The sequence below is a fragment of the Sphingomonas agri genome (assembly GCF_038148795.1).
Classification (GTDB): Bacteria; Pseudomonadota; Alphaproteobacteria; order Sphingomonadales; family Sphingomonadaceae; genus Sphingomicrobium; species Sphingomicrobium agri.
This window is the reverse complement of the sequence record NZ_JBAPEU010000002.1, coordinates 611,172-633,594: the sequence shown is the minus strand read 5'-3', so window position 1 is coordinate 633,594 and position 22,423 is coordinate 611,172. Positions and strand designations below refer to the sequence as shown.

Genomic DNA, 22,423 nt, shown 5'->3' with positions numbered 1-22,423 from the left:
GCGCAGAACGCTGCAGGGAGCTTGTTGTTCAAAATAAGTATTGACAAACGTGTTTCAATTGTTCCGCAACCGAACAGTCTGTTCCGGAAGGGAACATCTCCGGTGAGTCGCTAAGGGGCCGACAGGGGCCGCGCCGAGCGGGCGCGGCCCTCGGCTGTTCACGCGCCGATAAAGACCGGCGTTCCGACGCCGGTGACCGTGTAGAGTTTCTTGGCAAAGGCGCTCGGCAACCGGATGCAGCCGTGCGAGGCTGGGTAGCCAGGATTGAAGCCGCCGTGCAGAGCGATCCCATATTCGTCGATGCGCTGCATCCATGGCATCGGGGCATTGTCGTACTTCTTCGACCTGTAGAACGGCTTCTTGTCGAGGACCGAAAAGATCCCGGTCGGACTGGGCTTGTCGGTGCGCCCGGTCGAAATCGTCGCTGCAGCAACCAGCGTGTCACCACGATAGAGATAGGCGAGCTGGTCGGAGAGGCTGATCACGACGCGTTCGGCGCCAGTCGCGTCCGGTACGTCCCGCCAGACATACTGGCCGGGACGCAGGAGCTTGGGCCCGAAGGCGTTGAGCATGTCCACACGCGCCTGGCTCGCCGCGTCGCTCGCCTCCATCTTCGCTTCGTAGGTTTCCAGCGCAGACGCGGGAGTGGGTGCGACCACGTTCGCAAGGACGCACGTTCCCGACAGCGCCAGCACAAGGCCAATACGCTTCATTTTACACCTGAAATTTGTTCTTGACTTTTGCAGCGGAAATGCATCGCGGCCGAGTCGGGTTCCCCGGTTGTTGTTTCTGTCTCTTCCGCGAACAGCCTAGGCGCCTTTTTTCGCGGGGTGGGCCCCCGCGCCACGTCCCGATCAGATCGTGAAGCAAATGGCGGTTAAGAGGCGACGGGCACGAAGCAGAAGGGATAACACCCCGCGTTTCCGACGGCTTGAAGCGAGATCCTGGAATTGGCCGGTCGGAGGCCAATTCCATGAGCCGGGTTCAGCTCCGGTTTGCTGGAACCTCCATCATCAGCTGAAGTGGCCGGCCCTCATTGTCCTCGAAGGCCGCCATCCACTCCTCGGTGCCATTTCGGTGGCGATGGATGAGGTGGGGTGCGTTGATGAACTTGACGCCGCGCTGCTCGAGCGCGTCCCTCGTCGCATGGATGTCGGAAACAAGAAGGTAGAGGATCGACTGGCAGGCGAGATCGCCTTCCTCTTCAGTGAGCATCAGCCGCACGCCGCCCAGATCGAAGAAGGCGAGGTTGCCGAAACTGTACAATTCGGGAAGGCCGAGCACGTCCCGGTACCAGGCGTGCGACGCGGAGAAATCCCTGGTGGTGCGCGCGATCTGCCCAAGCGACATGTTGGGATTTGGAGCGGCTGCGGCATTCATGGCGGACCTCCTGCGCCGGTGAAGCGCCGTTGTTTTTGCAATTCCGTCCCATTTCCCGAGCTGCCCTCGGCTCGAGAAACCAAGTTTGGAGAGCGCATTGCCGACATGGAATTTCACCGCGTCGACGCTGACACCCATACGTTCGGCGATACGGCGGTTGGTCATGCCGTGGCGGACCTGCTCGGCTACCTTCCACTCAGCCGGTGTCAGCAGATCGTCGTGACGGGGGCGCCCACGGCTGTTCGTCGTCATGAAGCGAGACCTTAACGCTGCGCGATCCGAATTACCCTACCCGCTCTTTCGTGGGCCATCGTTAGCGACTTGTTAGTGCAGCAGGGCCAAGGTTGGTCCGACAGGTGCCGGAATGATGCAAATTGCCTGACGCCCCCTCAGTCACAACCGTCGTCGTGGGAAATCGTCTCCCATGGCCCGATGAACCGTCTGCCGCAGCCGGCGACGGTCCCTTCGACGCCGCTGCGATCTATCAGTCAGGCGCGCGCCAGGACTGCGTCATTCGCAAGATTTCTGCGCTCGGAGCGACCATCGGAAGTGATCTCGTGCCAGCACTCGGGGAACGAGTCTCGATCGAGATTGCAACCGGACAGAGGCCTTCCGGCAAGATCGCCTGGACCGGCCGTAAGGAGCTCGGTATCCGCTTTGATGACTGCATCGACATCATCGCGCTGCTGAACCGCAAGCTCGTCAGCCAGACACCGGAACGCCGGACCATGCCGCGGCTCGAGGTGCGGTGCCCGGCGCACATCAAGTGCGGGGAACATTTCTGGCCGGCCGTGCTGAGAAATATCTCGGCTAAGGGTCTGCAGCTCGAGGGAGAGCAGCTGCCTGCGATCGGCACCTATTCGGCCGTCTTTGTCGAGGGCCTCAACGTTCCCGCCGGAGAAGTCGTCTGGAAGCGATCCAATCTCGCTGGGGTCGAGCTGTTCGAGGAGCTGAGCTGGACGTCGATTATCTCGTGGGTCCGCGATCTGGTGCGCAAGGCGGGCGGCTAGGCGGCCCCCCTCAATCGGCGCTGACGAAGCTGTCGAGAACCTTCTTTCGGCCCGAATGCTCGAAGTCGATCTCGAGCTTGTTGCCTTCGATTGCCGCGATGGTGCCGTAACCGAACTTGCCATGGAACACGCGCTGGCCCAGCGACAGGTCGCTTCGCCCCTGATTGCCGAGGCTCACCGCCGAAGCCCGGGCCTCGATGATCCGCGCCGGCTCGGGGTTGAAATTGCCCCGTGCAGCGCGTTGCCATCCAGGTCCTCGAGTGCTCGCGCGCATTGATTGAGCCGGCCCGAGATGCGCGAAGGGGTCGGAACGCTCGGACCACTGGGCCCGCCACAAACTTTCACCCCCGGTCATCGTCGTCTGTTCATCGATATTGGGCTTGGGCAATTCGCCAACAAACCGCGACGGGATCGAGCTTGTCCACTGGCCGTAGATGCGGCGATTTGCCGCATGGAAGATCGCGGCGCGGCGCCGGGCGCGCGTGATAGCGACGTAGGCGAGGCGGCGTTCTTCCTCGAGCGAGGCAAGGCCTCCCTCATCGAGCGAACGCTGCGAGGGAAATACGCCTTCTTCCCAGCCTGCGAGATAGACGATGTCGAACTCGAGGCCCTTGGCCGCGTGGATGGTCATGATCGTCACGCGATCGCCCTGCCGAGCCTCATCATTGTCCATTACTAGCGACACGTGCTCGAGAAAGGCGCCGAGCGATTCATATTCTTCCATCGCGCGCGTCAGTTCGGCGAGGTTTTCGAGGCGGCCGGCACTTTCGGCCGAGCGATCCGCCTGAAGCATGGCAGTGTAGCCGCTTTCATCGAGCATGATGCGCGCAAGCTCGGGATGAGGAAGCTCGGCTGCCATTTGGCGCCATCGTGCAATGTCAGCCACGAAATTGCCGAGACTGCGCCGGGCCTGCGGCGTCAGTTCGTCGCTGTCGAGCAAGGTGGCGGCCGCAAGCAGGAGAGGTTGCTGCGTTGCACGCGCGTGGCGGTGAATGGTCGCGACCGCCTTGTCTCCAAGGCCGCGCTTGGGCGTGTTGACGATCCGTTCGAAAGCCAGATCGTCTGCGGGCTGGCTGACGAGGCGGAGATAGGCGATGGCGTCGCGGATTTCGGCGCGCTCGTAAAACCGGAAACCGCCGATGATCTGGTAGTATAGTCCGATCGCAATGAAGCGCTCCTCGAACTCGCGGGTTTGGAACTGCGCGCGGACGAGAATTGCGATATCGTCGAGACTTCCGCCGGAACGCATGTGGCTTTCGGCTTCCTCGCCGACCCGCCGCGCTTCTTCAGGACCGTCCCAGACACCGATGACCCGGACTTTCTCGCCATCGCCAGCATCGGTCCAGAGAGTCTTTCCAAGCCGCCCCGAATTGTGGGCGATCAGCCCGTCGGCAGCCGCGAGGATGTGGCTGGTCGAACGATAATTCTGCTCCAGCCGCACGATCTTGGCGCCCGGGAAATCCCGCTCGAAGCGGAGGATGTTTGCGACTTCCGCCCCGCGCCAGGAATAGATGGATTGATCGTCGTCTCCTACGCAGCAAAGATTGCGGCGCGGCTCAGCAAGAAGTCTTAGCCACTCATATTGGGACTGGTTGGTGTCCTGATATTCGTCGACGAGAATGTAGCGGAAGCGCTCGCGATAGGCCTGGAGTACATCGGCGTGGGTACGGAATATCACGAGCATGTGGAGGAGCAGGTCGCCGAAGTCGCAGGCGTTCAGGGTTTTGAGCCGCTCCTGGTACTGGGCGTAAAGTTCAGCGCCGCGCCCGGCGGCGAAGGCTTCGGATTCGCCTGCGTCGACCTGCGAGGCAGTGAGACCGCGATTCTTCCACCGGTCGATGAGCCCCGCGAGCTGGCGGGCCGGCCAACGCTTCTCGTCGAGATTGGCGGCGTGAATGAGCTGTTTGAGGACACGCAGCTGGTCGTCGGTATCGAGGATGGTGAAATTGGACTGAAGTCCGGCAAGCTCTGCATGGCTCCGGAGCATTCGCGCCGCAACGGAATGGAAGGTACCGAGCCAGGGCATGCCCTCAAGAGCGCCTCCTGACAGCGCGCCGACCCGCTCGCGCATCTCACGCGCGGCTTTGTTGGTGAAGGTGACTGCAAGGATTTGGCTCGGCCACGCCTTGCGCGTCGCAATGAGATGGGCGAGCCGGGCCGTGAGCGCGGCTGTCTTTCCGGTTCCTGCTCCGGCAAGAACAAGCACCGGACCCTCCGTCGTGAGCACCGCCTCCCGCTGAGGGCGGTTCAGGCCCCTGAGATAGGCGGGTTCTGGATTTAGCGCGGACGTTTCAGACACTTGATCGAGGTAGGCTGGAGGTTGCCGAACGGCAACCGACGGCCTCGCCGAATAGCGGTACTTTGTGGATTGGTCACGGAACAAAAGGAGGCCGAAAATACGCGCAGGTCAATGCCGTTGCCGCGCCGTTCGCGACGCGGTCGGTTCGCTCAAAACCGCTTTTTTGACATGGTTCCTACGGTTGCTACCGATATCCCCGTTATCCACAGCCTTATTACCGAAAATTTTGCTTCCGCGACTCGGGGCGAAGGTGCATGGTCTTCAAGTGATCGGGGCGGACGTCCCAGTCTCCTTCGGGAGGAAGGGGCAGAAGAACCGATCTCCGCCGGCCGGCAATGGGAAGAGCTTTCGGGTTCTTTTCGGGGCCAGCCGGGAAGAGGCGCCGGAAGAGATGATCTTCCTGTCGCGCGACGCGGCTCCTGAGGTTCTTCGGAATCGAGGTGAGCAAAGCGGGACGCGAGAGAGGTTATCCCAAGAAGGGCCGCAGAAAATCGGACGGTTTTGACCTGAGAACTTCGGTTTTCGTGGACAGGCCGGAAGAGCGAAAGACAAGCGAACCCTCGGGAGGCGCAGTCAAGTAGATCATCTGGCTCCTCGCAAGAGGGAGCAGTTCGATCGGAAGCGACGCCTGAGCTGGTGAGCCAGGATCGAGAGCGGGTAGGTAGGCCGCAAGGTACTATCAACCAGGTTACGAATACCGGCAGATCCTTCGCTCGGCGCAGTGGGGGCTGGCAGCAATGCCGGCCCCCATTTCCTTTGGGGCAGCAATTTTCGCACCCAAAATTCCGTCATTCTCCTTTCGCGCCAGCGGTTCTTCCACCGGGGATGATACGCGGTTTGCGCTTTGCCGAGGGTAGCCGGCGCGCCGGGCCGAACCAGCCTTCTTGCAGCTGATGGACACCAATCCGATTTCCCGCGTTTGGCGGATCAGGTGGCGACGGTAATCATGCCGTTGGAGCGTGGGGTGCGAAGGAGTGAAATGTGTTCCGCGCAATAGCTGCTTTGGCCCTGGCGTCCGCCTCCGCCCAGCCGACCTCTACCCTGACGTCGACCATCCCCTGGTGGGAGCGTGTCACCGTCACCGTTGGTGACGATGGGGAAACCCATTCGTGTCGTTATGAATCGAGCCTGCGACCGCAAAATGCGCAGGACTGCTCGGTTGCGAGCGCGCAGGCTTCGATGTCGAAGACTGCAAGTTCGTCGGGCGGCAAAGACCAGGTGACGCGGATCACGTTCGAGCGCCGGTTCAGTCCGGGCGAGAAGCCCGACGGCGCCTCGCTCCAGCCCGGCGAAACTCTGCTCGGCAGTTCGGTGATGGCTCTTGCCATCGACGGTCAGGGCGCGGTCAAGGGCTGCAAGGTCGTTTCGACAGCAGGATCTCTGCCCCCCCAATATGGCTGCAACGAAGCTTCATCCGAGCGTTTCGAGGCGAGCGTCAGCACTGCGCGCGTGCCGGCAGCGGCACGTGCAGGTTTCATGACCGTGCTCGTCTACGGCCATAGCGAGCACGTCGTCTAGCTCCGGAGGTTTTGCGTGGGCTCGTTCGTCCACGCGGAAAATCACGGACTGCTAATCGACCAGGATCTGATCGCTCATTCCCAGCTGTTTGTGGAAAAAATGGCTGCAATGGGCGCCGTAGCTTCCCGCGCGAGGTACGAGCGTCACGCTTCTCGACATGTGCGGCGGGAGATCAATCTCGCCGCCTGGCGCTGAGCCCCGAACGATCGTTGAATTTGCGAAGAACCGCTCTGCGCTGAAATCGTGGCTGCTCCCCGAGCGGTTTTCGAACACCAGCGTCACGGGACGACCAGCGGCGAGGTGAAGCGGGACGGGGCTAAACCCGTAGCTCCAGACGACTATGGTCTGGGTCGCAGGCTGTGCAAGGGCCGAGCCGCCGAAGGATAGAGACAATGCGGCAACAAGTGCGCGGCGGTACATCCTCATAAATGCCTCCTCATGTATCCCTGGGTGTCGCTGCCGGGGACGAGGGTTCAAATGCAGGGCGACACATACGAACCGAATCGGTCAAATAACTTCGGAGCGAACGAACCATAAGACGAGGTGGCCTGCTTAGATCGAGGCAGACCGGCTGCTCGCGCGAGACCTTAGGGACCGGGATGCCGATTCCGTTAGAGGCGTTCCTAAAGACCGGATCACTGAGGCTTCTGCGGCAGATACGATACATCAAGGTCTCTCGTTTTTCTCAGGCATCGCGGCAACTGAGGCTTTTCGGCAACAGCAGGAGGCAATCACAACCTTGCGCGGCAACCGGTGCTCTCATAATGTGTTCCGGCGGTTCAATCTTAGAACGCAAGTGAAAGGGGACAATTATGCGCAAGCTGGCCATTGCGATGGCGCTCGCGTCGACGGCCATCGCTACCCCGGCCGTCGCTCGGGATCATTCATTCTACGCGGGGCTCGAAGGTGGCGCCATGATAGTCGAGGACATGCACCTCGGCTACACGGATCCAACTCGGACCTTTGCTGACGCTTACCGGATCAATTATGGCACCGGCCTCGATGTCGATGCGATCGCCGGATACGATTTCGGCGTCGTTCGTCTCGAAGGGGAACTTGGTTACAAGCACGCATCGGTTGACAGCATCAACGCTCCGGCGAGCGCTGCTCCGATCCTGCCGAACACGACTGGCATGCTCTCTGGCGGAAAGGTCAATTCCCTTTCCGGCATGGTCAACGTGCTGCTCGACTTTGGCAATGAAGAAGCACTGAGCGGTTACATTGGCGGCGGCGCTGGTTATGCCAACGTCAAGGTCAGTGCTGCTACGGGTACGCCTGGTGCGCATGCCTTCAGTGACTCAGATTCGCACTTCGCCATGCAGGCGATTGCGGGTGTGCGTTATGCAGTCACCCCGAACATCGACGTCGGCATCAAGGTTCGCCACTTCGAAGCGCGCAACCTGAAGTTCTCCGACACCTTCAACGGTGTGCCGTTCACCTTCGACGGGACGTTCCGCGAGAACAGCCTGCTCGCAAGCGTGATCTACAACTTCTGGGCACCGCCGCCGCCTCCGCCGCCTCCGCCGCCTCCGCCACCTCCGCCGCCGCCACCGGCGACGCAGACCTGCCCGGATGGCTCGGTGATCCCGGCAACGGCGACCTGCCCGGCGCCGCCACCGCCACCGCCGCCTCCGCCGCCGGCTCCAGAGCGCGGCTAAGCGGCCAGTTCGGCAAAAAGATACCGGCCCGGACAACTCGTCCGGGCCGGTTTTCTTTTGTGCTGCCAATGCATGGTGGCGGACGGCCTAAGCCGTCAGAGGTTCAATTGGCCTGGGCAACCTGCGGGGCGGCTTTGTCCCATCCATAGAAGTCATTCGCATAGCTGACCTTGCCGTCGACCACGTGCGCCGTCAGGTAAGTGAGAACGATCGGGACCCCTTGAGGAAGTTTCACCGCAGTCTCGGGGTCACTGCCCGGCGCGACCGGATCCTGTCCGCCCAATAGCCAGCGCCCGAACCGGCGGGCATCCTCAACCCTCACGCAACCGTTGCTGAGGTTGCGCACCTGCTTGCCAAACAGATCCTTGCTCGGCGTATCGTGAAGATAGATTCCCTCGGGGTTGTCGAAGGGAAATTTGAGATTGCCCATCGAGTTCAAGGGACCCGGATCCTGACGGATGAGGAGGTGCGTCGTGCCGGCTGCAGCCGCCTTCCAGTCGACCGTCGCGGCATCGACGTCCTTGGCATTCATGCTCCACTCGTCGATCACGTGATATCCGTGAGACTTGAGGTATCTGGCGCCTTGCCGAAGGTAGGTTGGCGCGATTGTCTTGCGCACCAGATGGTCGGGCGCGTGCCAATAGGGATTGTAGGTGATGTAATACATCATGCTCGCAATGAGCGGTGTCGGCAATTCGTTCGTGCCAACGATGATCTTCATGGAATCAACCGGACGTCCGTCCTCGAACATCGTCAGTTGCTGGTTCCCGGAATCGACGAGCACAAAGCGGCCGCGTGCTGGAATCGAGCGGGCCCGGTCGAGGTTGGCCAACAGTCGCGCGTCAGGAGTCAGATTGCCGTTCGCCTGTGCATCTGCCCAGGCGGTGTCCCGCAGTTGTTGGTAGACGGGGTTGAGGTCGGAGGTCGCCGATATATAGCCTGCAAGCGACGGGGCAGCGGCCGCGGTCAAAAGGATTTCCTCCGTCCGGGTCCCGTGCGGCTTCAATATCGCATAGGCGTAAATCATCCCGTCGGTGGGTCTTTTCAGGGCTTGGACATAGCGGACCCACGCGGCCGATAGGAGTTGGTCAGCTGCTCCCGCCGCGGCAGGCGTCGCACGTACCTGCGAAACCGCCGACTGCACTTGCGCTGCGAGTTGCGGCCCTTCGGCAAAGCCGTCGAACGGAGAGCGCCGAAGAACTGCGGTCAGCTGCGCGATCGCGGGGCTGTCCGGCCCGTTCCGGAACCAGATTTGGCCAATGTGATAGGTCGAATAAGCGGCTGCGACGTCTGCCGGAATATTGAAAGCGGGGCCCGGGGCCGGAGCAGGCGCAGGGACACCCTGCTGAGCCTGCGCGCCAGCGCCTGCGAGGAGCAAGCTCAGTCCAAATCCAACTGCCCTCAGGCTCTGCGCCGTAGCGCGCACCGCAACCCCCATTTTCTATTTACGACCAGGATATCATCATCCTGCTCAAAAGTTTGGGATTTCTTATTAATAACGCCAATCTGCATTCGCGATGAATATCGCGCCTGCGGTAAATTAAATCCTGAAGTCAGGGGGCCGAAAGCCGGACGGAACGGAACCAAGATCCGGCGCATCGTTGCTCGAAACTGCAGGGATGCCTCGAAGGACCTTCGCCCGCGAGCGGCGCGCGTGCACCCAAGAGCGCGATAACTCCCGTGGCCGCCGTCGATGTCGAGCCAGTGAGCAAGACGCTCTTTGCGCTCCGGGTCTCCACCAATCCAGGACCTAGCTGAAACGGCCACGCCCAAACCCCCTGTCTTGTAGTCCGTCGTGCGCAACTCGACACCTGTATCTACGAAGCGCCTTCTCCCCGTGCTCGTTCCGCAGACGGGATCGTACTGGCTTGTGCGAGGCGCGGCTGAGCGCTTAGGCGGGCCAAACAATTGGGACGAAGGAACGGACATGGACGTAAACGGAGTGGCCGCCGTGGTGACGGGAGCGGCATCGGGCCTGGGCGAGGCAACTGCCCGCGAGCTGGCCCGCCTCGGCGCCAAAGTCGCCGTGTTCGATCGTGATAACCAGAGGGGAGAGCAGGTGGCCCGCGATATCGGCGGCATCTTCTGCGAAGTGGACGTAACCTCCGACGACAAAGTCCGTGCAGCCTTCGACAAGGCACGGGCTGCGCACGGCCAGGAGCGGATTCTGGTGAATTGCGCCGGCGTCGCCAACGCGGCCAAGACGGTCGCCCGCGAGAAGGATACCAAGGCTCCCAAATTCTACCCGATGCAGCAGTTCGAACTCGCGATTCAGATCAATCTCATCGGGACATTCCGCTGCATTGCCAATTCAGCCTTCGGCATGGTGGGGCTCGATCCCATTGGCTCCGACGGTGAAAGAGGCGTCATCATCAACACGGCATCGGTTGCGGCCGAGGACGGCCAAATCGGACAGGCTGCCTATTCCGCATCAAAGGGCGGAGTGCTCGCGATGGCCCTGCCGATCGCGCGCGACCTCATGAACGATGGAGTACGGGTGAACACGATACTTCCGGGGGTGTTCAAGACGCCGATGGTCGCCATGATGCCGCCCAACGTCCAGGACGCCCTCGGAGCGCAGGTGCCTTTCCCCAAGCGCCTCGGCCAGGCCGAGGAATATGCGCGGCTCGCGCGCTTCATGATCGAGAATCCGTATATGAATGCCGCTTCCGTACGGCTCGACGGCGGCATCCGGATGGCGCCCCGCTGATGATCGACTACGGCCTCCTCATCGATGATATCGCGGAGGCCGCCCGGGAGGCAGGTGAAGCGATTCTCGAGGTGGTGAGGAAGGGCTTCGAAGTCGAATCGAAGCAAGATTCCTCTCCGGTGACGGAAGCGGATCGAACAGCCGAGCTCATCATTTTGTCGGCGCTGGCTCGCGCCGCCCAAGGCGTCCCGGTGATTGCCGAGGAAGAGGTCGCAGCAGGGCGCATTCCCCCGCATGGCGACATTTACTTCCTGGTTGATCCGCTCGACGGAACCAGGGAGTTCGTTCGCGGGGGTGACGATTACACCGTAAATATCGGCCTTATCGAGCAAGGCGCGCCCAGGCTCGGAGTCGTCTTCGCTCCCGCCACCGGAAGGCTCCACGCCGGCGTGGTCGGCACTGGCGCGTGGTGCGACGAAGGTGCCGGCAGGCTCCCGATCCGTACCCGCCCACGCGGTAGCGAACTGACCGCCGTCGCCTCGAAGTCTCACCTCAACCAATCGACCATCGACTATCTGCAGGCGGCCGTGGGAGCTTGCGGCTACGTGGCCGTCGGATCCTCTCTGAAGTTCTGCATTGTCGCTGAAGGCAATGCCGACATCTACCCTCGAGCCTCACCCACGAGCGAGTGGGACACCGCTGCCGGACACGCAGTGCTGCTGGCAGCCGGCGGTCTCGTCGACGGGCCTGATGGTAGCCCGCTGGCCTATGGCAAGAGCGCCTTCCTCAATCGTGCCTTCGTTGCAACCTCGGGCTGGAAGCCTCTTCGTCTCGAATCCTTCCTTGAACCCTTCGGGGGCGGAGGCGACCTGCCGCAAGGCCTCTAGAGAGTAGCCGTCCGGCGCTTGCAGTGCAGACTTGCGCATGCAACTGGAGCGCAACGGGCGGTTAGCTCAGCTGGTAGAGCATCTCGTTTACACCGAGAGGGTCGGCGGTTCGAGCCCGTCACCGCCCACCATTTCAAAGACCTCGAACCAGCCTCGAGGCGACCGCGAGCCATGCGGGATTGGCTAGGACCTGCTGGCGGCCCCCCGCTTCTAGCGGAAGGATCTGGAGCTTTTCCTCGTCACCGTTGATGAGCCGTCCGAAAAGAAACCGGCCTCCCGGACGTGGAACAAGGACGTCGCGATTGAGCGCGCTTCTATATTCACCCGGTCCAATCATCTGGCACCACAGCTCGTCACCGGCGCGATATTCTCCGATGCTACTCGCGACGAGTACGGCGATCTGGCCCTCATCGGCGCGTGGCGGAACCACGATGGCCGGTTTGCGCGGTGCAATCGCGCCGCCTTGGCCAAGGATTGCTGCGACCTTCAGCTGGGCCACGGCCGCACCTTCCACGAGATCCTGCGCCTCGACCCCGAGCGCACGGGCGATCCGGTTCAGCCAGCCGACCGACACGGTTCTAACGCCGGTCTCGAGGCGCCCGATCGTTTGAGGCGTGGTCGGTGGCTCGCACCGGGCGGCAACGTCATCCAGCGTCAGGCCGCGCGCGCGGCGCACCTCCCTGATCCTCGTGATCATCAGTGGCCCCTTTTGAACCAACCAGGTTTGTTCAACCTCCTATGATTTTTCCGTTGTGGCAAGATCAGGGCAATTATGTACTTGAGTTAGCAAGGGTTGATTCGCTATGACTGTCAAGCGTGACAGGCCGGTAACCGAAGTGGTTAGCCCCGGTATGATTGAAGCGGGAATTACTCGCCTTCTTGATCTAGAGGAGGCGGAAGTGGGGCAATCTTATCTGGTAGCTGAGGTCTATCGAGCGATGCGAGAACTCGAAGGGCTGCCTGCGCCGTCGTCGGACCGCCATTGATCCCATCGGCTTCCCTTACCCAAACCCATTTCAAACAGCGCATGATCCACACCGAATACGGCAGCGTGTCCTGCATCGTCTGGAGAAGGGATTTCAGCGCGTCGATTGGCGCAGCAAACGGGATTTCGCGCCCGCGTCTATCCACCTTGTAGATTGTGCCGTGATATTCTCCACCCCACGACAACGGAAGCGCATGCTCAAGGATGTTACGGTTCTCACGCAGCCGGTTCATGAGGGCCACAAGATGCAGGCCGTGATCCTTGAGCAAAGCGTCGGTTTCGAACCGGTCGATAAGAAACTTCGCGAACTCAGCTTTGGTGGCATTGCCCATCTCGCCCAGGACGAAGCCCGCGACACGAGCATCAGTGTCCAGATAGTGAAACGCAAGCCGGTCGAGACGCATCTCAAGCTCGTTCCACGCAATCGCGATCTCGCCTACTATGCGAGCATATGTGCTGTGAGCAGGACGTTTAGCCAATGACGAAAGCCGACAATGAGATCTACTCCGAAGAGGAGACTGTCGCACGGCGCGAGGCTGCGTTGAAGCGAATGCTTAGCACGCCTCACACGACACATAAGGACAGCAAGCTTGGGAAACGGAAACTATGACGCGCTGTTAGGACGTCACCGTTAATTCAAACTCGAAAATGACGCTGTCTTGGCCATTTTGCGTCATGTGAAGTTTGAACTTGCCCAAGCCACCGGAGTGCCATGGAAAGATTCGCCACACGATTTGGGCGGGCATCGCCGCCGCATTTTCCGGAAGTTGCATGTCCCCGAAGTCTGACTCGGCCAGCCTCTGACCGTTATTCCCTTCGACCCACGTAATAATGTGCACAGCTTTGCCGACGGGCAACTGACCGTGGATTAAGAAAGTCAGCGGCGCTGTGAAGCTTTGAGAGCCTTTCGGCAACGTGATGCCGTTGCTGTAAAGGCCGACGATAATCAGCTTGCCGTTATCTTCTGTGCGAACGTCGTCGCACAAAAGGACGTATGAAACTTTCAGGGGAGCCGTCGCCACGGCTAGAGGACCGTGTCGAAAAAATTGGTAGGTTCGGCTTTCCCGCGTGTCCAATCCATCAGCGGTAGGTCGGTTTGCCTGTCTGTGCGCTCGCGCCTGGCGTCCTCGTAGGAGTAGTTCGGCCTTGGTAGATTGGCCAACGGCTCCAATGTGATTTTGAGTCGGTGGTTTGCTGCCCGAGCGATGTTGTGCAGCGTGCGCAACGTGACATTGCTCGCCTTGCCGGTAATGACCCGGCTGAACTGGCTGGGGTCCATGTCGATTCGACCGGCAAGGATTTGCTGATCTACGTCGCAGTCTTTTACGATCTTTGCGACTGCCTTCCATGTCCGCAGGCGCAGCGTGAACCAATGCTCGCCGAGAGCAGCTGCGCTGATCGGCTCTAACTTCGTGGTCATCATATTGTCCTAGCCCCACAGTTTGAAATGCAATTCGCGAGTGGCCAGCCGCGGTACCGAGGACGGACCCCCGCGAGTACGTGCCACTCGTCGTGAACCGTTTGCATGGCCGTCTGAAAAGGACACTTGTCGCGCAGCTTGCTAACGAAGGCGAAAAAGAGATCGGGCGCGGCAAAGCAGCCGAATATGCGCGCTGTCGGCGCGAACGTGATTTTGATTTCCCAAATGTCCGTGAGGTGCTTGTTCTTCCTCGGTTTCAGCCGCTTGAAGAACTCATCATCGTCGGCAATTTCGTCGGCGATAACGTAGGATTTGAGCAAGGCGCGAATGTTGTCGAGATAGTCCTGCTCCCGTTTGGTAGCAGCCTTCTCGTAAAGGCGGTCATGGATGCTCTTCGCAATATACAAGCAGCGTTTCTCACACTCATCATCGTCGAACGCCGGCACGAATCGCGCGAAGTCGCCGGAAGCTTCAGCCTCCTCCAAAATCGTTACGATTGACTTAAAAGTCAATTGGTCTGCAACTGATTTGCGACAGTCCGTGCAATTTCTGAGTCTGCATACCACTGGCCACGCTCTGGCGATTCGGCGCTCCGAAACTAACGCAGATCAAGTGTGAGTCCAGCGCTGGCGACGCTCACCAATCCAGCGCGGTGGCCTGAAGTAGCTAGGCTGCGAGTGCGTTAGTCCGCCGATAGGTGAGCCGACGCCCGACCATCCCCTTGAGGACGAGCGCAGCTCGCTCACCATCGCTGATGGTCTTGGTTGAGTAGCGCATGTCAAACTCGGCCAGATAGCGGTGCATGTGAGTGGCGCTCATGTGATGGTAGATGCCGACAACGCCGCGCTTGAAGATCGAAAAGAAGTTCTCTGCCGTGTTGCTGTGAACGCCCCCGGGACGCGCAAATTCGCGGTTGCTGTGAAGCGTCGTTCCATGTGCAGCGAACTCTTCGCCGATGCGATTATAAAAGCGCGCGTCGTCGGTCATGAGGATCGAGCTGCGATGCACGTTTGTGACCAGCGCGGCGCGCACGTTGGTATGGCCAATGTGCGTGATGTGGAACGACTTAGCGCGACCATCTTCGCGGTCGATCAGGGTGACGATTTTCTTCTTCGGCGCGATCTTGCCTGACAGACGCTTGCGCTTGCGACCGCCGACCACGGCTTCGTCACTCTCGACAACTTTACCCGGTCCGCCGAGCGGCTCGTGGGGGTTGTTGGCTTCATCCATCGCCTCGCGGATGCGGTGACAAAGGAACCATGCCGTCTTGTAGGTCACGCCCAGCATGCGCTCCATTTGCTTGGCGCTCATGCCCTTCTTGGAAGCCGCCATGAGGTGCGTTGCGAGCAACCACTTGTGGAGCGGAACGTGGCTGCGCTCCATCACCGTTCCGGTTCGCACCGTGAACTTCTGGCGGCAGACGTTGCAGAGGAACATCCCAGCCTGTGTTTTGCCGCCCATGCGGGTGACGCCAGTGCTCTCGCAGAACGGGCACACGGGCTCGCCATCGGGCCAACGCGACTGCTCAATGTGCGCGGTGGCCTTTGCTTCGTCATGGAAGATCGGATTTGTGATATTCATGGCTTGCCTCTTGCAAGCTTAGTACCACTGAGTGCCTGCTAAGTAAAGTATATAATTGCCAAGATCAGCGAGGATTCGACCTGCCGGAACGCGCACTCATCGGCGCCGGAGCCCGATGATCCGTTCCTCTCGGTACGCATCCGCTTAGCTCGTCGGACCGCGGCAATCGCGAGCGGCCCGGCCCATCGCAGAAAGGCACGGCCGGGCCGGAGACTCGCGTCGATTCGGGTGTGTTAGCCCACACGAGTCTCACTCCACTTATACACGAACTGCTGTTCCAGCGCTTCCAGCGCTTGCAGCGGATCGTGTATCGAAGATCGTCCTTGCTGCAGTTGCTGCGCGTCGCCGGCACTCCTAGTGGGACAGCATCAAATCAGCGGGCGAGGAACCTTCCAGGTCCGCCGTCTGACGTGAAAACCGGGGAGCAACCAATGATCCTTTATGGCTCGTCCTTGTCGCCGTTCGTGCGCAAGGTACTTGCGGTCGCAGGCGAGAAGAAGATCCAGATCGAGCTGCGTCCGACCGGCAGCGCGCCGGGCCACCCGAGCGCCGAATTTCTGGAGGTTAGCCCATTCCGCAAGATGCCTGGCCTGCGCGACGGCGATTACACGCTCGCGGATTCCAGCGCGATCGTCCATTATTTGGAAGCAAAGCAGCCCGAGCCTGCGATGATCCCTTCCGATCCAAGGCTGCGGGGTAAGACCATTTGGTACGATGAGTTCGCGGACACGATCCTTGTGGCTTGCGGCTCGAAGATTTTCTTCAACCGGATCGTGCGGCCGCGCTTCCTTGGTCTCCCTTGCGATGATGCGGCCGTCCGCGAGGCCGAGCTCAATGACCTGCCTCCCATTCTCGATTATCTCGAGAGGGTCGTTCCGTCAGAGGGCTATCTGGTCGGCGATAAGCTGTCGCTCGCCGATATCGCGGTTGCCAGTCCGTTCGCCAATTTTCGGCACACTAAGACGAACGTGGACCCCGATCGCTATCCCCGGATCCGAGCCTATGTGGATCGCATTCTCGCTCGGCCAAGTTTTTCAGAGTGGATTGAGCGGGAGGCTGCGCTTCTTGCAAGGGAGCCTGCCTGAAAGGGAAGCGCCGCGCTCCTTTTGAGAACGCGGCGCTTTTCGCCGTACTCAACAGGCCTTTCCGGAAGGAGGCGCCTTCGAATTTCCTCCGGAAGGCCCGCGGCTGCCTTAGCTATCCGACCCTTCGGAGCTGTCGGATTCGTTGGCATCCTCACCGAGCGCTCCTCGGCCCTGCCTGGCGAAATCCGAGCCCTGAGTTGCGTCAGCAGATGAACCGGCGGGCGAGCTGCCCGAACCACTATTTTGCAAATAGTCGCTGGATCCTGAACCCTTCGAGCCGATGAACCCTTCGTCCGACGAAGTCCCGGAACTGCTTGCCTGACCGCCTGAGCCCGAATTCTGATCGGCGGTGAGCGTTCCGCCATCACTTCTCGAGCTGGCCTGTCCGCTTGAGCTTTGTCCTCCGACGCTGGCGCCCTGGCCTACGGTCGTTCCTGAACCGGTATTGCTGTCGTTGCCGCCGAGGGGCTGACCGGCCTGGCTGCCAAGCCCCTGGGATTCCCGCCCGCTGCTCTGACCGCCGGAGCTGCCTTCATTGGCCTTCTCACTCGTCGTCTGCTGGGATCCCGACCGGCCGGCTCCGCCGGCCGGCTGTTGGCCGAACTCGTTCTGCTGGCTTTGCTGCCCGGCGGGCTGCTCGTTCCCAGTGTCCTGGTTCTTCTGGAACTCGTCGTCGCGTTCTTCAGCCATTGCGAAATACTCCTCACATGGTCCCCGCTCGCTCCGGGTGCAGAACATGGATCGGCGATCAACCGTTCCGAGCGCCCAACAGGCTTTGCGACGAACGGCCCGGCGCAACAAAAAAGGCCGCCGCTCTTTCGAGCAGCGGCCTCCTTTTTTCTGGCTGACGGCCGAGACTAGGCCTGTTCTGCCTCGTTCTCGGTCGATTCCGGTTCGGGCGAGCCTTCGGCCGCCGCGCCTGGCTCGGCGTTCGGGTCGTAGGCTTCGGTGAACGCAGCCGTATCGCGCTCGAACATCTGTGCCATGACGTCGATGCCCTGAGCCTGGAGATCCGCCTCTTCGGGCGAGCGAGCGACGTTGACCTTCACCGTCACCGCGACCTCCGGATGAAGCGCTATTCTCACCTCGTGCATACCGATCGCCTTGATCGGACGATCGAGCACCACCTGGCTCTTGGTCACCGTAGCGCCTTCGGCCTCGAGCGCGTCGACGATGTCGCGTGCACTGACCGAGCCGTAGAGCTGACCGGTGTTCGAGGCCTGGCGGATCAGCTGGACGGTCTTGCCGTCCACGCCCTTGGCGCTCTTTTCGGCCTCCGAGCGGCGGTTGGCATTTTCTTCCTCGATCCGCGCGCGGTTCGTTTCGAACAGCTTGCGGTTCGCGTCGTTGGCGCGCAACGCCTTCTTGCGCGGCAAGAGGTAGTTTCGGGCAAAGCCGTCCTTGACCTTCACCACGTCGCCGATGGCGCCAAGCTTCTCGACGCGCTCAAGCAGGATCACTTCCATGGGTCGCTCTCCTTACTTCACGATGTAGGGAAGAAGGCCGATGTGGCGGGCGCGCTTGATGGCCCGCGCGAGCTCGCGCTGCTTCTTCGAGGAGACGGCGGTGATGCGGGACGGAACGATCTTGCCGCGTTCGGAGACAAAACCCTGCAGCAGGCGCACGTCCTTGTAATCGATCTTCGGCGCGTCCTTGCCCGAGAAGGGGCACGACTTGCGGCGACGGAAGAATGCGCGAGCCATTATTCGACCTCCTCTTCACGCGGACGAAAGCTCGGACGATCATCGCGCTCTCCGCGTTCGGAACGCCGTTCGCGCTCCTTCTCGCCGCGCCGCATCATCGCGGACGGGCCCTTTTCATGCTCGTCGACCCGGATTGTGAGGAAGCGGATGATGTCCTCGTTGATGTTCGACTGACGTTCGAGCTCGGCGATCGCTGCTGGCGGCGCATCGACATCGAGCGCGACATAATGCGCCTTCCGGTTCTTCGCGATCCGGTAAGCGAGGCTGCGCAGGCCCCAGGTTTCGGTCTTGGCGACCTTCCCGCCATTATCTTCAATGATCTTGGTGGCGTTTTCCGCGAGCGCATCAATCTGGGCCTGTGCAAGGTCCTGGCGCGCGAGGAAAACATGCTCGTAGAGCGGCATGTTTCAATTCTCTCTGTTGACCGATCGCTGACGCCGCACGGTGCGACGCCCCTCCGGCTGTCTTCCAAAAACAACGGGCGCCCGGACAATGCCGCGCGCCAGCGCCGCCGCCTATGGGCGAACGTGCCCAAAAAGGCAAGTACGGCATGAACTTCGTGAGACCTTACGCCCACAAAGGAGTAAGGCGAAACAGCCGTGGGAGCCGCGGCCTAGTCTCCTCCGTTCTTACGGCATGAAAGGAGCCATATCATGACTGCATTATCGATCAGGGCCACTGTTGCGTCGCTCGCCGCGATCGCAATTGCAGGCTGCACGACGACTGGCGTTGGAACGGGTCAATCGGTCGGTGGAAACGTTGGAGCAACCTTCACCTGGACCGAGACGGGCGGAACCCAGGGCAATATGGTTGCACAGCTCAGCAACGGCCAGGTGTTCCAGGGCCCGATGTTCCAGATCACGCAGGAAAGCCGCTTCGATTACGGACCGCTGTGGAACGGATGGGGCCTGGGTGTCGGCTGGGGGCGCGGCTGGGGCGGACGCCGCTGGGGCTGGGGCTGGGGCGGCTGGGGCGGCTGGGGCCCTGACACGGTCACCCAATATACCGGCCAGGTGCTCGCCAACCTGCAGGGCCCCGGCGGGTTCATGCGCTGCCATTTCACGCTGATGAGCCCGTCGGTCGGCATGGCCGGCGGCGGCGTTGGTCAATGCCAGCTTCCTACGGGAACGATCATCAACGCGCAGTTCCCGCGCCATCGTTAAGTCGACAGGCGCGGATTGCGGTCCGCGCCCTTGTCGTGCCAAATTGGGTGGATGGCAACGCAGCTGAAGTCGGTGCACCCGACGCCTGACCCGCTGGACGGAATGAGCCTGCCAGGCTGGCTGTACTTCGATCCCGAGTTCTTCGAGGCCGAAAAAAAGGCCTTTTTGCGCGCCGCTCCTCAGGTCGTGTGTCACGAGCACGAGATTGCCGAGCCCGGAGCCTGGAGGACCCTCGACTATCTGGGGGAGAGCGTAATCGTGATCCGGGGCGACGACGGCGAGCCAAGGGCGTTCTCTAACGTCTGCCGGCATCGGGGATCCCGCCTCGTCGACGGGAACGGCGGCTGCACGAAGCTGCTGACCTGCCCGTACCATGCCTGGAGCTACGCGAGGGACGGCCGGTTGGTCGGTGTTCCGCACCGCGGCGAATATCCGGACCTTCGGACCGATGAGCTTGGCCTTGTCCCTGTTGAGCTTGAGAATTGGCTGGGCTTCCTATTCGTGAGGCTGGAGCCTGGCGGACCTTCGGTCGCCGAGATGATGGCGCCCTATGAGGACGAGGTTGCCCCTTACCGTTTTGCCGACCTCCGGCCGATCGGGCGCGTTACCCTTCGTGAGCGCAAGCTCAACTGGAAAACCATCGCGGACAATTACTCTGACGGGCTGCATATTCCCATCGGTCATCCCGGGCTCACGCGCCTGTTCGGCAGGAACTACCGGATCGAGGCGCGCAGCTACGTCGACAGAATGGAGGGCGATCTTGCCGAGAAGGAATCGACCAATCCTTCCGAGCGTTCGTATCAGCGCCTTCTTCCAAGGGTCGACCACCTGCCGGAAAGTCACCAGCGCAAGTGGCTCTATTACAAGCTGTTTCCGAACGTCGCTTTCGACATCTACCCGGACCAGGTCGATTTCATGCAGTTTCTGCCGGTGAGCGCCACCGAGACGGTCATCCGGGAGATCAGCTACGCAGTTCCGGACGAGCGCCGCGAAATGCAGGTAGCGCGCCACCTCAACTGGCGCATCAATCGGCGGGTCAACGCCGAGGACACCGAGCTCATTGCTCGTGTGCAGCTCGGCATGCAGTCTCCGACCTACAGGCCCGGCCCACTGGGGACGAGCGAGGTGTGCCTTCGAAGCTTCGCGCAGAAACTCCGGAAACTCATTCCGGAAGCTCGGCTGGAGGCGCCGCCTGCAGCCGGCTGGAGCCGTATAGCCAGCGCGAGATGAACCTGACCGGGAGGCCGGCAAGCGCAAGCCCGAACCCCCATAAGGTGGCTTCGAGACCCGCCCCGACGAACATCGCAAGCGAATAAAGAATCGCGACGAGCCCGATGATCGTTCCCTTGCCGACGACCTTGAGCTTGAGCGCTGCTGCTGCGCAGACGGCGTAGAGCACCAGCGCGGCGACCGTCGAAACCAGCGTGATGAAGACGTATAGCGCGACGAAATTCTTCGACGAACTCGCAAGCACCAGCAAGGCTGCGATCGCGGCCGAAATGAGGAGTGCACCAGCAGGCGCACCGACTTTGTTCGTCTTGCGGAATATCGGGGGCAAATCGCGGGCGTCGGCGATCGTGCGCGCAACTTCAGCGGCGAACAGCAGGAGGGAATTGCCAGTTCCGAAAGCGCTCACCGCCGCAATGATCGCGACGACCATCCCTGCGATAGGACCAAGGATCGGCGCGATTGCGTCGGCAAAGGGGGCACCGCTCTTTGCAGCAAGCAAGCTCGGCAGGAGCATGAGTGCCGAAACCGTAGAGAGCAGATAAATGATTGCGGTGAAGCCGGTTCCGACGATCGTCGCCATCGGAACCGTGGCTGTCGAATCGCGGGTCACACGTGCCGTTACTGCTGCCGCTTCGAACCCCGTCAGCGAGAAGAGCATGAGCGCGCCTGCAACAGTGATTGCGGATACTCCTATGGGCGTCGGCTCGAGCTGCTCGACGGCATGGCCTCCGGCAAGGCGCGCGATCACGAAGACGACGACCGCGACCAATGGAACGATCTTGATGAGTGTCGCGGTGACCTGAAGCACACCGGCGGACCGGGCGCCGCCCCAGTTGACGACGGTCAGCACGGCAATGCTGCCGAGTGCGACAGCGATGAGCCCTGGGCCCGACGCCGTTGCCGGAAAGACGTGTCCCAGGGCGCCGGCGACCGCAACCGAGACGGCCGCAACTCCGGTAATCTGGGAAATCATGTAGCTCCAGAGCGTCAGGAAGGCGGCGGTCTCTCCAAATGCCTGGGTCACATAGGCGAACGGGCCGCCAGGAATGGAGGCCGAGAGCCGCGCCAGCGAATAGGCTAGGCACATCGTGCCAAAGCCTGTGACGAGGAAGGCAATCACGAGATTAAAGCCGAAAGGGGCGAGCGTCGTCGGCAGGAGGTAGATGCCCGAGCCGATCATCGAGCCGATGACCATTGCGAGGCTCATCCATTTGCCGAGCATTCGCGATGCCGGCTCCGGACGGCTGTCGATTGCGATCGCTTCCTCGCTCATCGCGGGGACTGTCGCAGGTCGGTTGCGGACGCGCAACGGCTCCTGGCTAGCGAAGTGATCGGGCCATCGAGAGGTGGTGTTGCATGACCGGGATCGTCGCCGCCGCATAAGCGGCGGTCGCGCGATCCCCGCTGCGGACCTGCGCGCGGAAGAGCGCGATGTCCTTCTGATGATCGCCGATCATGTAACGTCGAACCTCGCGGTCGAAGCCGCGGCCGCTAAGGCGCTGCAGCCGCCGCTGTTCGCTGCGGGCCTCGGGAGTGAGCGTCGCGGGAATGCGAAGATGCATCCTGTCTGCGATGGCCTGCGCCTGTTGCAGTCCCTTGCCGTGATCGCCCACGAGCATCGAACCGAAGCTGCGGACCTCCTGCGTGGACCCTTGGCGCTGGATCATCCGTCCCAAGGTCACTTCGGAATAATTGCCCTGAATGGCGGCACGCAGGAAGACGGGAGCGGGCGCCGCCAACGCCGACGCTGGAACGAGCGCGACTGCGACAGTGAGGATCTTGCGGAACATGGACGTGCCTTTCCGTTTTCAGATGATCTTGCTCGGAAACCCGCCCGCCCGTGCGCCGGTTCCG

25 protein-coding genes and 1 tRNA gene are annotated in these 22,423 nt (G+C 61.4%); 10 read left to right on the top strand and 16 right to left on the bottom strand.

Features of this window, described 5'->3' with window-relative positions; translation table 11 throughout:
* Positions 1-158 precede the first annotated feature (158 nt).
* Complete coding sequence (locus V8192_RS09925; protein WP_341632913.1) at positions 159-713, bottom strand: L,D-transpeptidase family protein; 555 nt, start codon at positions 711-713, stop codon at positions 159-161.
* 271 nt (positions 714-984) lie between these two features.
* Positions 985-1,632, bottom strand: coding sequence for a LuxR C-terminal-related transcriptional regulator (locus tag V8192_RS09920; RefSeq protein WP_341632912.1), 648 nt, complete (start codon positions 1,630-1,632; stop codon positions 985-987).
* A gap of 155 nt (positions 1,633-1,787) precedes the next feature.
* Here V8192_RS09920 and V8192_RS09915 point away from each other — a divergent pair, with 155 nt between their 5' ends.
* Positions 1,788-2,390, top strand: coding sequence for a PilZ domain-containing protein (locus V8192_RS09915; protein WP_341632911.1), 603 nt, complete (start codon positions 1,788-1,790; stop codon positions 2,388-2,390).
* Positions 2,391-2,400: 10 nt separating this feature from the next.
* Here V8192_RS09915 and V8192_RS09910 read toward each other — a convergent pair whose 3' ends face one another.
* The gene (locus tag V8192_RS09910) at positions 2,401-4,689 is read right to left on the bottom strand and encodes an ATP-dependent helicase (protein WP_341632910.1); all 2,289 of its coding nucleotides are present in this window, start codon (positions 4,687-4,689) and stop codon (positions 2,401-2,403) included.
* A gap of 981 nt (positions 4,690-5,670) precedes the next feature.
* Here V8192_RS09910 and V8192_RS09905 point away from each other — a divergent pair.
* Complete coding sequence (locus tag V8192_RS09905) at positions 5,671-6,207, top strand: hypothetical protein (RefSeq protein ID WP_341632909.1); 537 nt, start codon at positions 5,671-5,673, stop codon at positions 6,205-6,207.
* Between the two features lie 51 nt (positions 6,208-6,258).
* Here V8192_RS09905 and V8192_RS09900 read toward each other — a convergent pair whose 3' ends face one another.
* Positions 6,259-6,633, bottom strand: coding sequence for a cupredoxin domain-containing protein (locus V8192_RS09900; RefSeq protein ID WP_341632908.1), 375 nt, complete (start codon positions 6,631-6,633; stop codon positions 6,259-6,261).
* 386 nt (positions 6,634-7,019) lie between these two features.
* Between V8192_RS09900 and V8192_RS09895 the strand changes: the two genes are divergently transcribed.
* Positions 7,020-7,865, top strand: coding sequence for an outer membrane protein (locus V8192_RS09895; RefSeq protein ID WP_341632907.1), 846 nt, complete (start codon positions 7,020-7,022; stop codon positions 7,863-7,865).
* Positions 7,866-7,968: 103 nt separating this feature from the next.
* On the opposite strand, the gene V8192_RS09890 is transcribed toward V8192_RS09895, so the two are convergent.
* The gene (locus V8192_RS09890) at positions 7,969-9,303 is read right to left on the bottom strand and encodes a L,D-transpeptidase family protein (RefSeq protein ID WP_341632906.1); all 1,335 of its coding nucleotides are present in this window, start codon (positions 9,301-9,303) and stop codon (positions 7,969-7,971) included.
* Between the two features lie 489 nt (positions 9,304-9,792).
* Between V8192_RS09890 and V8192_RS09885 the strand changes: the two genes are divergently transcribed.
* From V8192_RS09885 to V8192_RS09875, 3 genes are all read left to right on the top strand, one after another.
* The gene (locus V8192_RS09885) at positions 9,793-10,575 is read left to right on the top strand and encodes an SDR family NAD(P)-dependent oxidoreductase (RefSeq protein WP_341632905.1); all 783 of its coding nucleotides are present in this window, start codon (positions 9,793-9,795) and stop codon (positions 10,573-10,575) included.
* On the top strand, positions 10,575-11,402 hold the full coding sequence (gene cysQ / locus V8192_RS09880; protein ID WP_341632904.1) for a 3'(2'),5'-bisphosphate nucleotidase CysQ: 828 nt from the start codon (positions 10,575-10,577) through the stop codon (positions 11,400-11,402). Before V8192_RS09885 ends, cysQ begins: the two co-directional genes overlap by 1 nt.
* Positions 11,403-11,457: 55 nt before the next feature.
* Positions 11,458-11,533 (top strand) — tRNA-Val (locus tag V8192_RS09875).
* Positions 11,534-11,535: 2 nt separating this feature from the next.
* Here V8192_RS09875 and V8192_RS09870 read toward each other — a convergent pair.
* From V8192_RS09870 to V8192_RS09855, 4 genes are all read right to left on the bottom strand, one after another.
* Positions 11,536-12,099: a helix-turn-helix domain-containing protein gene (locus V8192_RS09870; RefSeq protein ID WP_341632903.1), complete on the bottom strand. Its 564-nt coding sequence runs from the start codon at positions 12,097-12,099 to the stop codon at positions 11,536-11,538.
* A 170-nt stretch (positions 12,100-12,269) separates the two neighbouring features.
* A complete protein-coding gene (locus V8192_RS09865; protein ID WP_341632902.1) occupies positions 12,270-12,791 on the bottom strand; it encodes a hypothetical protein in 522 nt (173 codons plus the stop codon).
* A gap of 213 nt (positions 12,792-13,004) precedes the next feature.
* Positions 13,005-13,409: a hypothetical protein gene (locus V8192_RS09860; protein ID WP_341632901.1), complete on the bottom strand. Its 405-nt coding sequence runs from the start codon at positions 13,407-13,409 to the stop codon at positions 13,005-13,007.
* Positions 13,410-13,411: 2 nt separating this feature from the next.
* Positions 13,412-13,810: a helix-turn-helix domain-containing protein gene (locus V8192_RS09855; protein WP_341632900.1), complete on the bottom strand. Its 399-nt coding sequence runs from the start codon at positions 13,808-13,810 to the stop codon at positions 13,412-13,414.
* A gap of 77 nt (positions 13,811-13,887) precedes the next feature.
* Here V8192_RS09855 and V8192_RS09850 point away from each other — a divergent pair, with 77 nt between their 5' ends.
* On the top strand, positions 13,888-14,307 hold the full coding sequence (locus V8192_RS09850; RefSeq protein ID WP_341632899.1) for a hypothetical protein: 420 nt from the start codon (positions 13,888-13,890) through the stop codon (positions 14,305-14,307).
* A 166-nt stretch (positions 14,308-14,473) separates the two neighbouring features.
* Here the strand turns inward: V8192_RS09850 and V8192_RS09845 are convergent, their stop codons facing one another.
* The gene (locus V8192_RS09845) at positions 14,474-15,388 is read right to left on the bottom strand and encodes an IS1595 family transposase (RefSeq protein WP_341632898.1); all 915 of its coding nucleotides are present in this window, start codon (positions 15,386-15,388) and stop codon (positions 14,474-14,476) included.
* 431 nt (positions 15,389-15,819) lie between these two features.
* Here V8192_RS09845 and V8192_RS09840 point away from each other — a divergent pair, with 431 nt between their 5' ends.
* The gene (locus tag V8192_RS09840) at positions 15,820-16,473 is read left to right on the top strand and encodes a glutathione S-transferase family protein (protein ID WP_341632897.1); all 654 of its coding nucleotides are present in this window, start codon (positions 15,820-15,822) and stop codon (positions 16,471-16,473) included.
* Positions 16,474-16,581: 108 nt separating this feature from the next.
* Here V8192_RS09840 and V8192_RS09835 read toward each other — a convergent pair whose 3' ends face one another.
* From V8192_RS09835 to rpsF, 4 genes are all read right to left on the bottom strand, one after another.
* Positions 16,582-17,163, bottom strand: coding sequence for a hypothetical protein (locus V8192_RS09835; RefSeq protein WP_341632896.1), 582 nt, complete (start codon positions 17,161-17,163; stop codon positions 16,582-16,584).
* A gap of 167 nt (positions 17,164-17,330) precedes the next feature.
* On the bottom strand, positions 17,331-17,939 hold the full coding sequence (gene rplI / locus V8192_RS09830) for a 50S ribosomal protein L9 (RefSeq protein WP_341632895.1): 609 nt from the start codon (positions 17,937-17,939) through the stop codon (positions 17,331-17,333).
* Positions 17,940-17,951: 12 nt separating this feature from the next.
* Positions 17,952-18,176, bottom strand: a complete 225-nt coding sequence (gene rpsR, locus V8192_RS09825; RefSeq protein WP_341632894.1) for a 30S ribosomal protein S18 — start codon at positions 18,174-18,176, stop codon at positions 17,952-17,954.
* Positions 18,176-18,580 carry a 30S ribosomal protein S6 gene (gene rpsF / locus V8192_RS09820; protein WP_341632893.1) on the bottom strand — a complete coding sequence of 135 codons (405 nt, stop codon included), beginning with the start codon at positions 18,578-18,580 and terminating at the stop codon, positions 18,176-18,178. The genes rpsR and rpsF overlap by 1 nt, the downstream gene beginning before the upstream one ends.
* A 249-nt stretch (positions 18,581-18,829) precedes the next feature.
* On the opposite strand from rpsF, the gene V8192_RS09815 reads away from it, so the two are divergent.
* Positions 18,830-19,339, top strand: a complete 510-nt coding sequence (locus V8192_RS09815; protein WP_341632892.1) for a hypothetical protein — start codon at positions 18,830-18,832, stop codon at positions 19,337-19,339.
* Between the two features lie 51 nt (positions 19,340-19,390).
* A complete protein-coding gene (locus V8192_RS09810; RefSeq protein ID WP_341632891.1) occupies positions 19,391-20,569 on the top strand; it encodes an aromatic ring-hydroxylating oxygenase subunit alpha in 1,179 nt (392 codons plus the stop codon).
* Here V8192_RS09810 and V8192_RS09805 read toward each other — a convergent pair.
* A complete protein-coding gene (locus V8192_RS09805) occupies positions 20,502-21,878 on the bottom strand; it encodes an APC family permease (protein WP_341632890.1) in 1,377 nt (458 codons plus the stop codon). The genes V8192_RS09810 and V8192_RS09805 overlap by 68 nt on opposite strands.
* Positions 21,879-21,888: 10 nt before the next feature.
* Positions 21,889-22,359, bottom strand: a complete 471-nt coding sequence (locus V8192_RS09800) for a DUF4142 domain-containing protein (protein WP_341632889.1) — start codon at positions 22,357-22,359, stop codon at positions 21,889-21,891.
* Between the last annotated feature and the right edge of the window lie 64 nt (positions 22,360-22,423).

Bases quoted from the DNA above. Each gene is read 5' to 3' on its own strand.
- V8192_RS09925 (WP_341632913.1), bottom strand. From the start codon at position 713: ATGAAGCGTATTGGCCTTGTGCTGGCGCTGTCGGGAACGTGCGTCCTT.
- V8192_RS09920 (WP_341632912.1), bottom strand. From the start codon at position 1,632: ATGACGACGAACAGCCGTGGGCGCCCCCGTCACGACGATCTGCTGACA.
- V8192_RS09900 (WP_341632908.1), bottom strand. From the start codon at position 6,633: ATGAGGATGTACCGCCGCGCACTTGTTGCCGCATTGTCTCTATCCTTC.
- V8192_RS09895 (WP_341632907.1), top strand. From the start codon at position 7,020: ATGCGCAAGCTGGCCATTGCGATGGCGCTCGCGTCGACGGCCATCGCT.
- V8192_RS09890 (WP_341632906.1), bottom strand. From the start codon at position 9,303: ATGGGGGTTGCGGTGCGCGCTACGGCGCAGAGCCTGAGGGCAGTTGGA.
- V8192_RS09885 (WP_341632905.1), top strand. From the start codon at position 9,793: ATGGACGTAAACGGAGTGGCCGCCGTGGTGACGGGAGCGGCATCGGGC.
- cysQ (WP_341632904.1), top strand. From the start codon at position 10,575: ATGATCGACTACGGCCTCCTCATCGATGATATCGCGGAGGCCGCCCGG.
- V8192_RS09870 (WP_341632903.1), bottom strand. From the start codon at position 12,099: ATGATCACGAGGATCAGGGAGGTGCGCCGCGCGCGCGGCCTGACGCTG.
- V8192_RS09865 (WP_341632902.1), bottom strand. From the start codon at position 12,791: ATGCGTCTCGACCGGCTTGCGTTTCACTATCTGGACACTGATGCTCGT.
- V8192_RS09855 (WP_341632900.1), bottom strand. From the start codon at position 13,810: ATGATGACCACGAAGTTAGAGCCGATCAGCGCAGCTGCTCTCGGCGAG.
- V8192_RS09845 (WP_341632898.1), bottom strand. From the start codon at position 15,388: ATGAATATCACAAATCCGATCTTCCATGACGAAGCAAAGGCCACCGCG.
- V8192_RS09840 (WP_341632897.1), top strand. From the start codon at position 15,820: ATGATCCTTTATGGCTCGTCCTTGTCGCCGTTCGTGCGCAAGGTACTT.
- V8192_RS09835 (WP_341632896.1), bottom strand. From the start codon at position 17,163: ATGGCTGAAGAACGCGACGACGAGTTCCAGAAGAACCAGGACACTGGG.
- rplI (WP_341632895.1), bottom strand. From the start codon at position 17,939: ATGGAAGTGATCCTGCTTGAGCGCGTCGAGAAGCTTGGCGCCATCGGC.
- rpsR (WP_341632894.1), bottom strand. From the start codon at position 18,176: ATGGCTCGCGCATTCTTCCGTCGCCGCAAGTCGTGCCCCTTCTCGGGC.
- rpsF (WP_341632893.1), bottom strand. From the start codon at position 18,580: ATGCCGCTCTACGAGCATGTTTTCCTCGCGCGCCAGGACCTTGCACAG.
- V8192_RS09815 (WP_341632892.1), top strand. From the start codon at position 18,830: ATGACTGCATTATCGATCAGGGCCACTGTTGCGTCGCTCGCCGCGATC.
- V8192_RS09810 (WP_341632891.1), top strand. From the start codon at position 19,391: ATGGCAACGCAGCTGAAGTCGGTGCACCCGACGCCTGACCCGCTGGAC.
- V8192_RS09800 (WP_341632889.1), bottom strand. From the start codon at position 22,359: ATGTTCCGCAAGATCCTCACTGTCGCAGTCGCGCTCGTTCCAGCGTCG.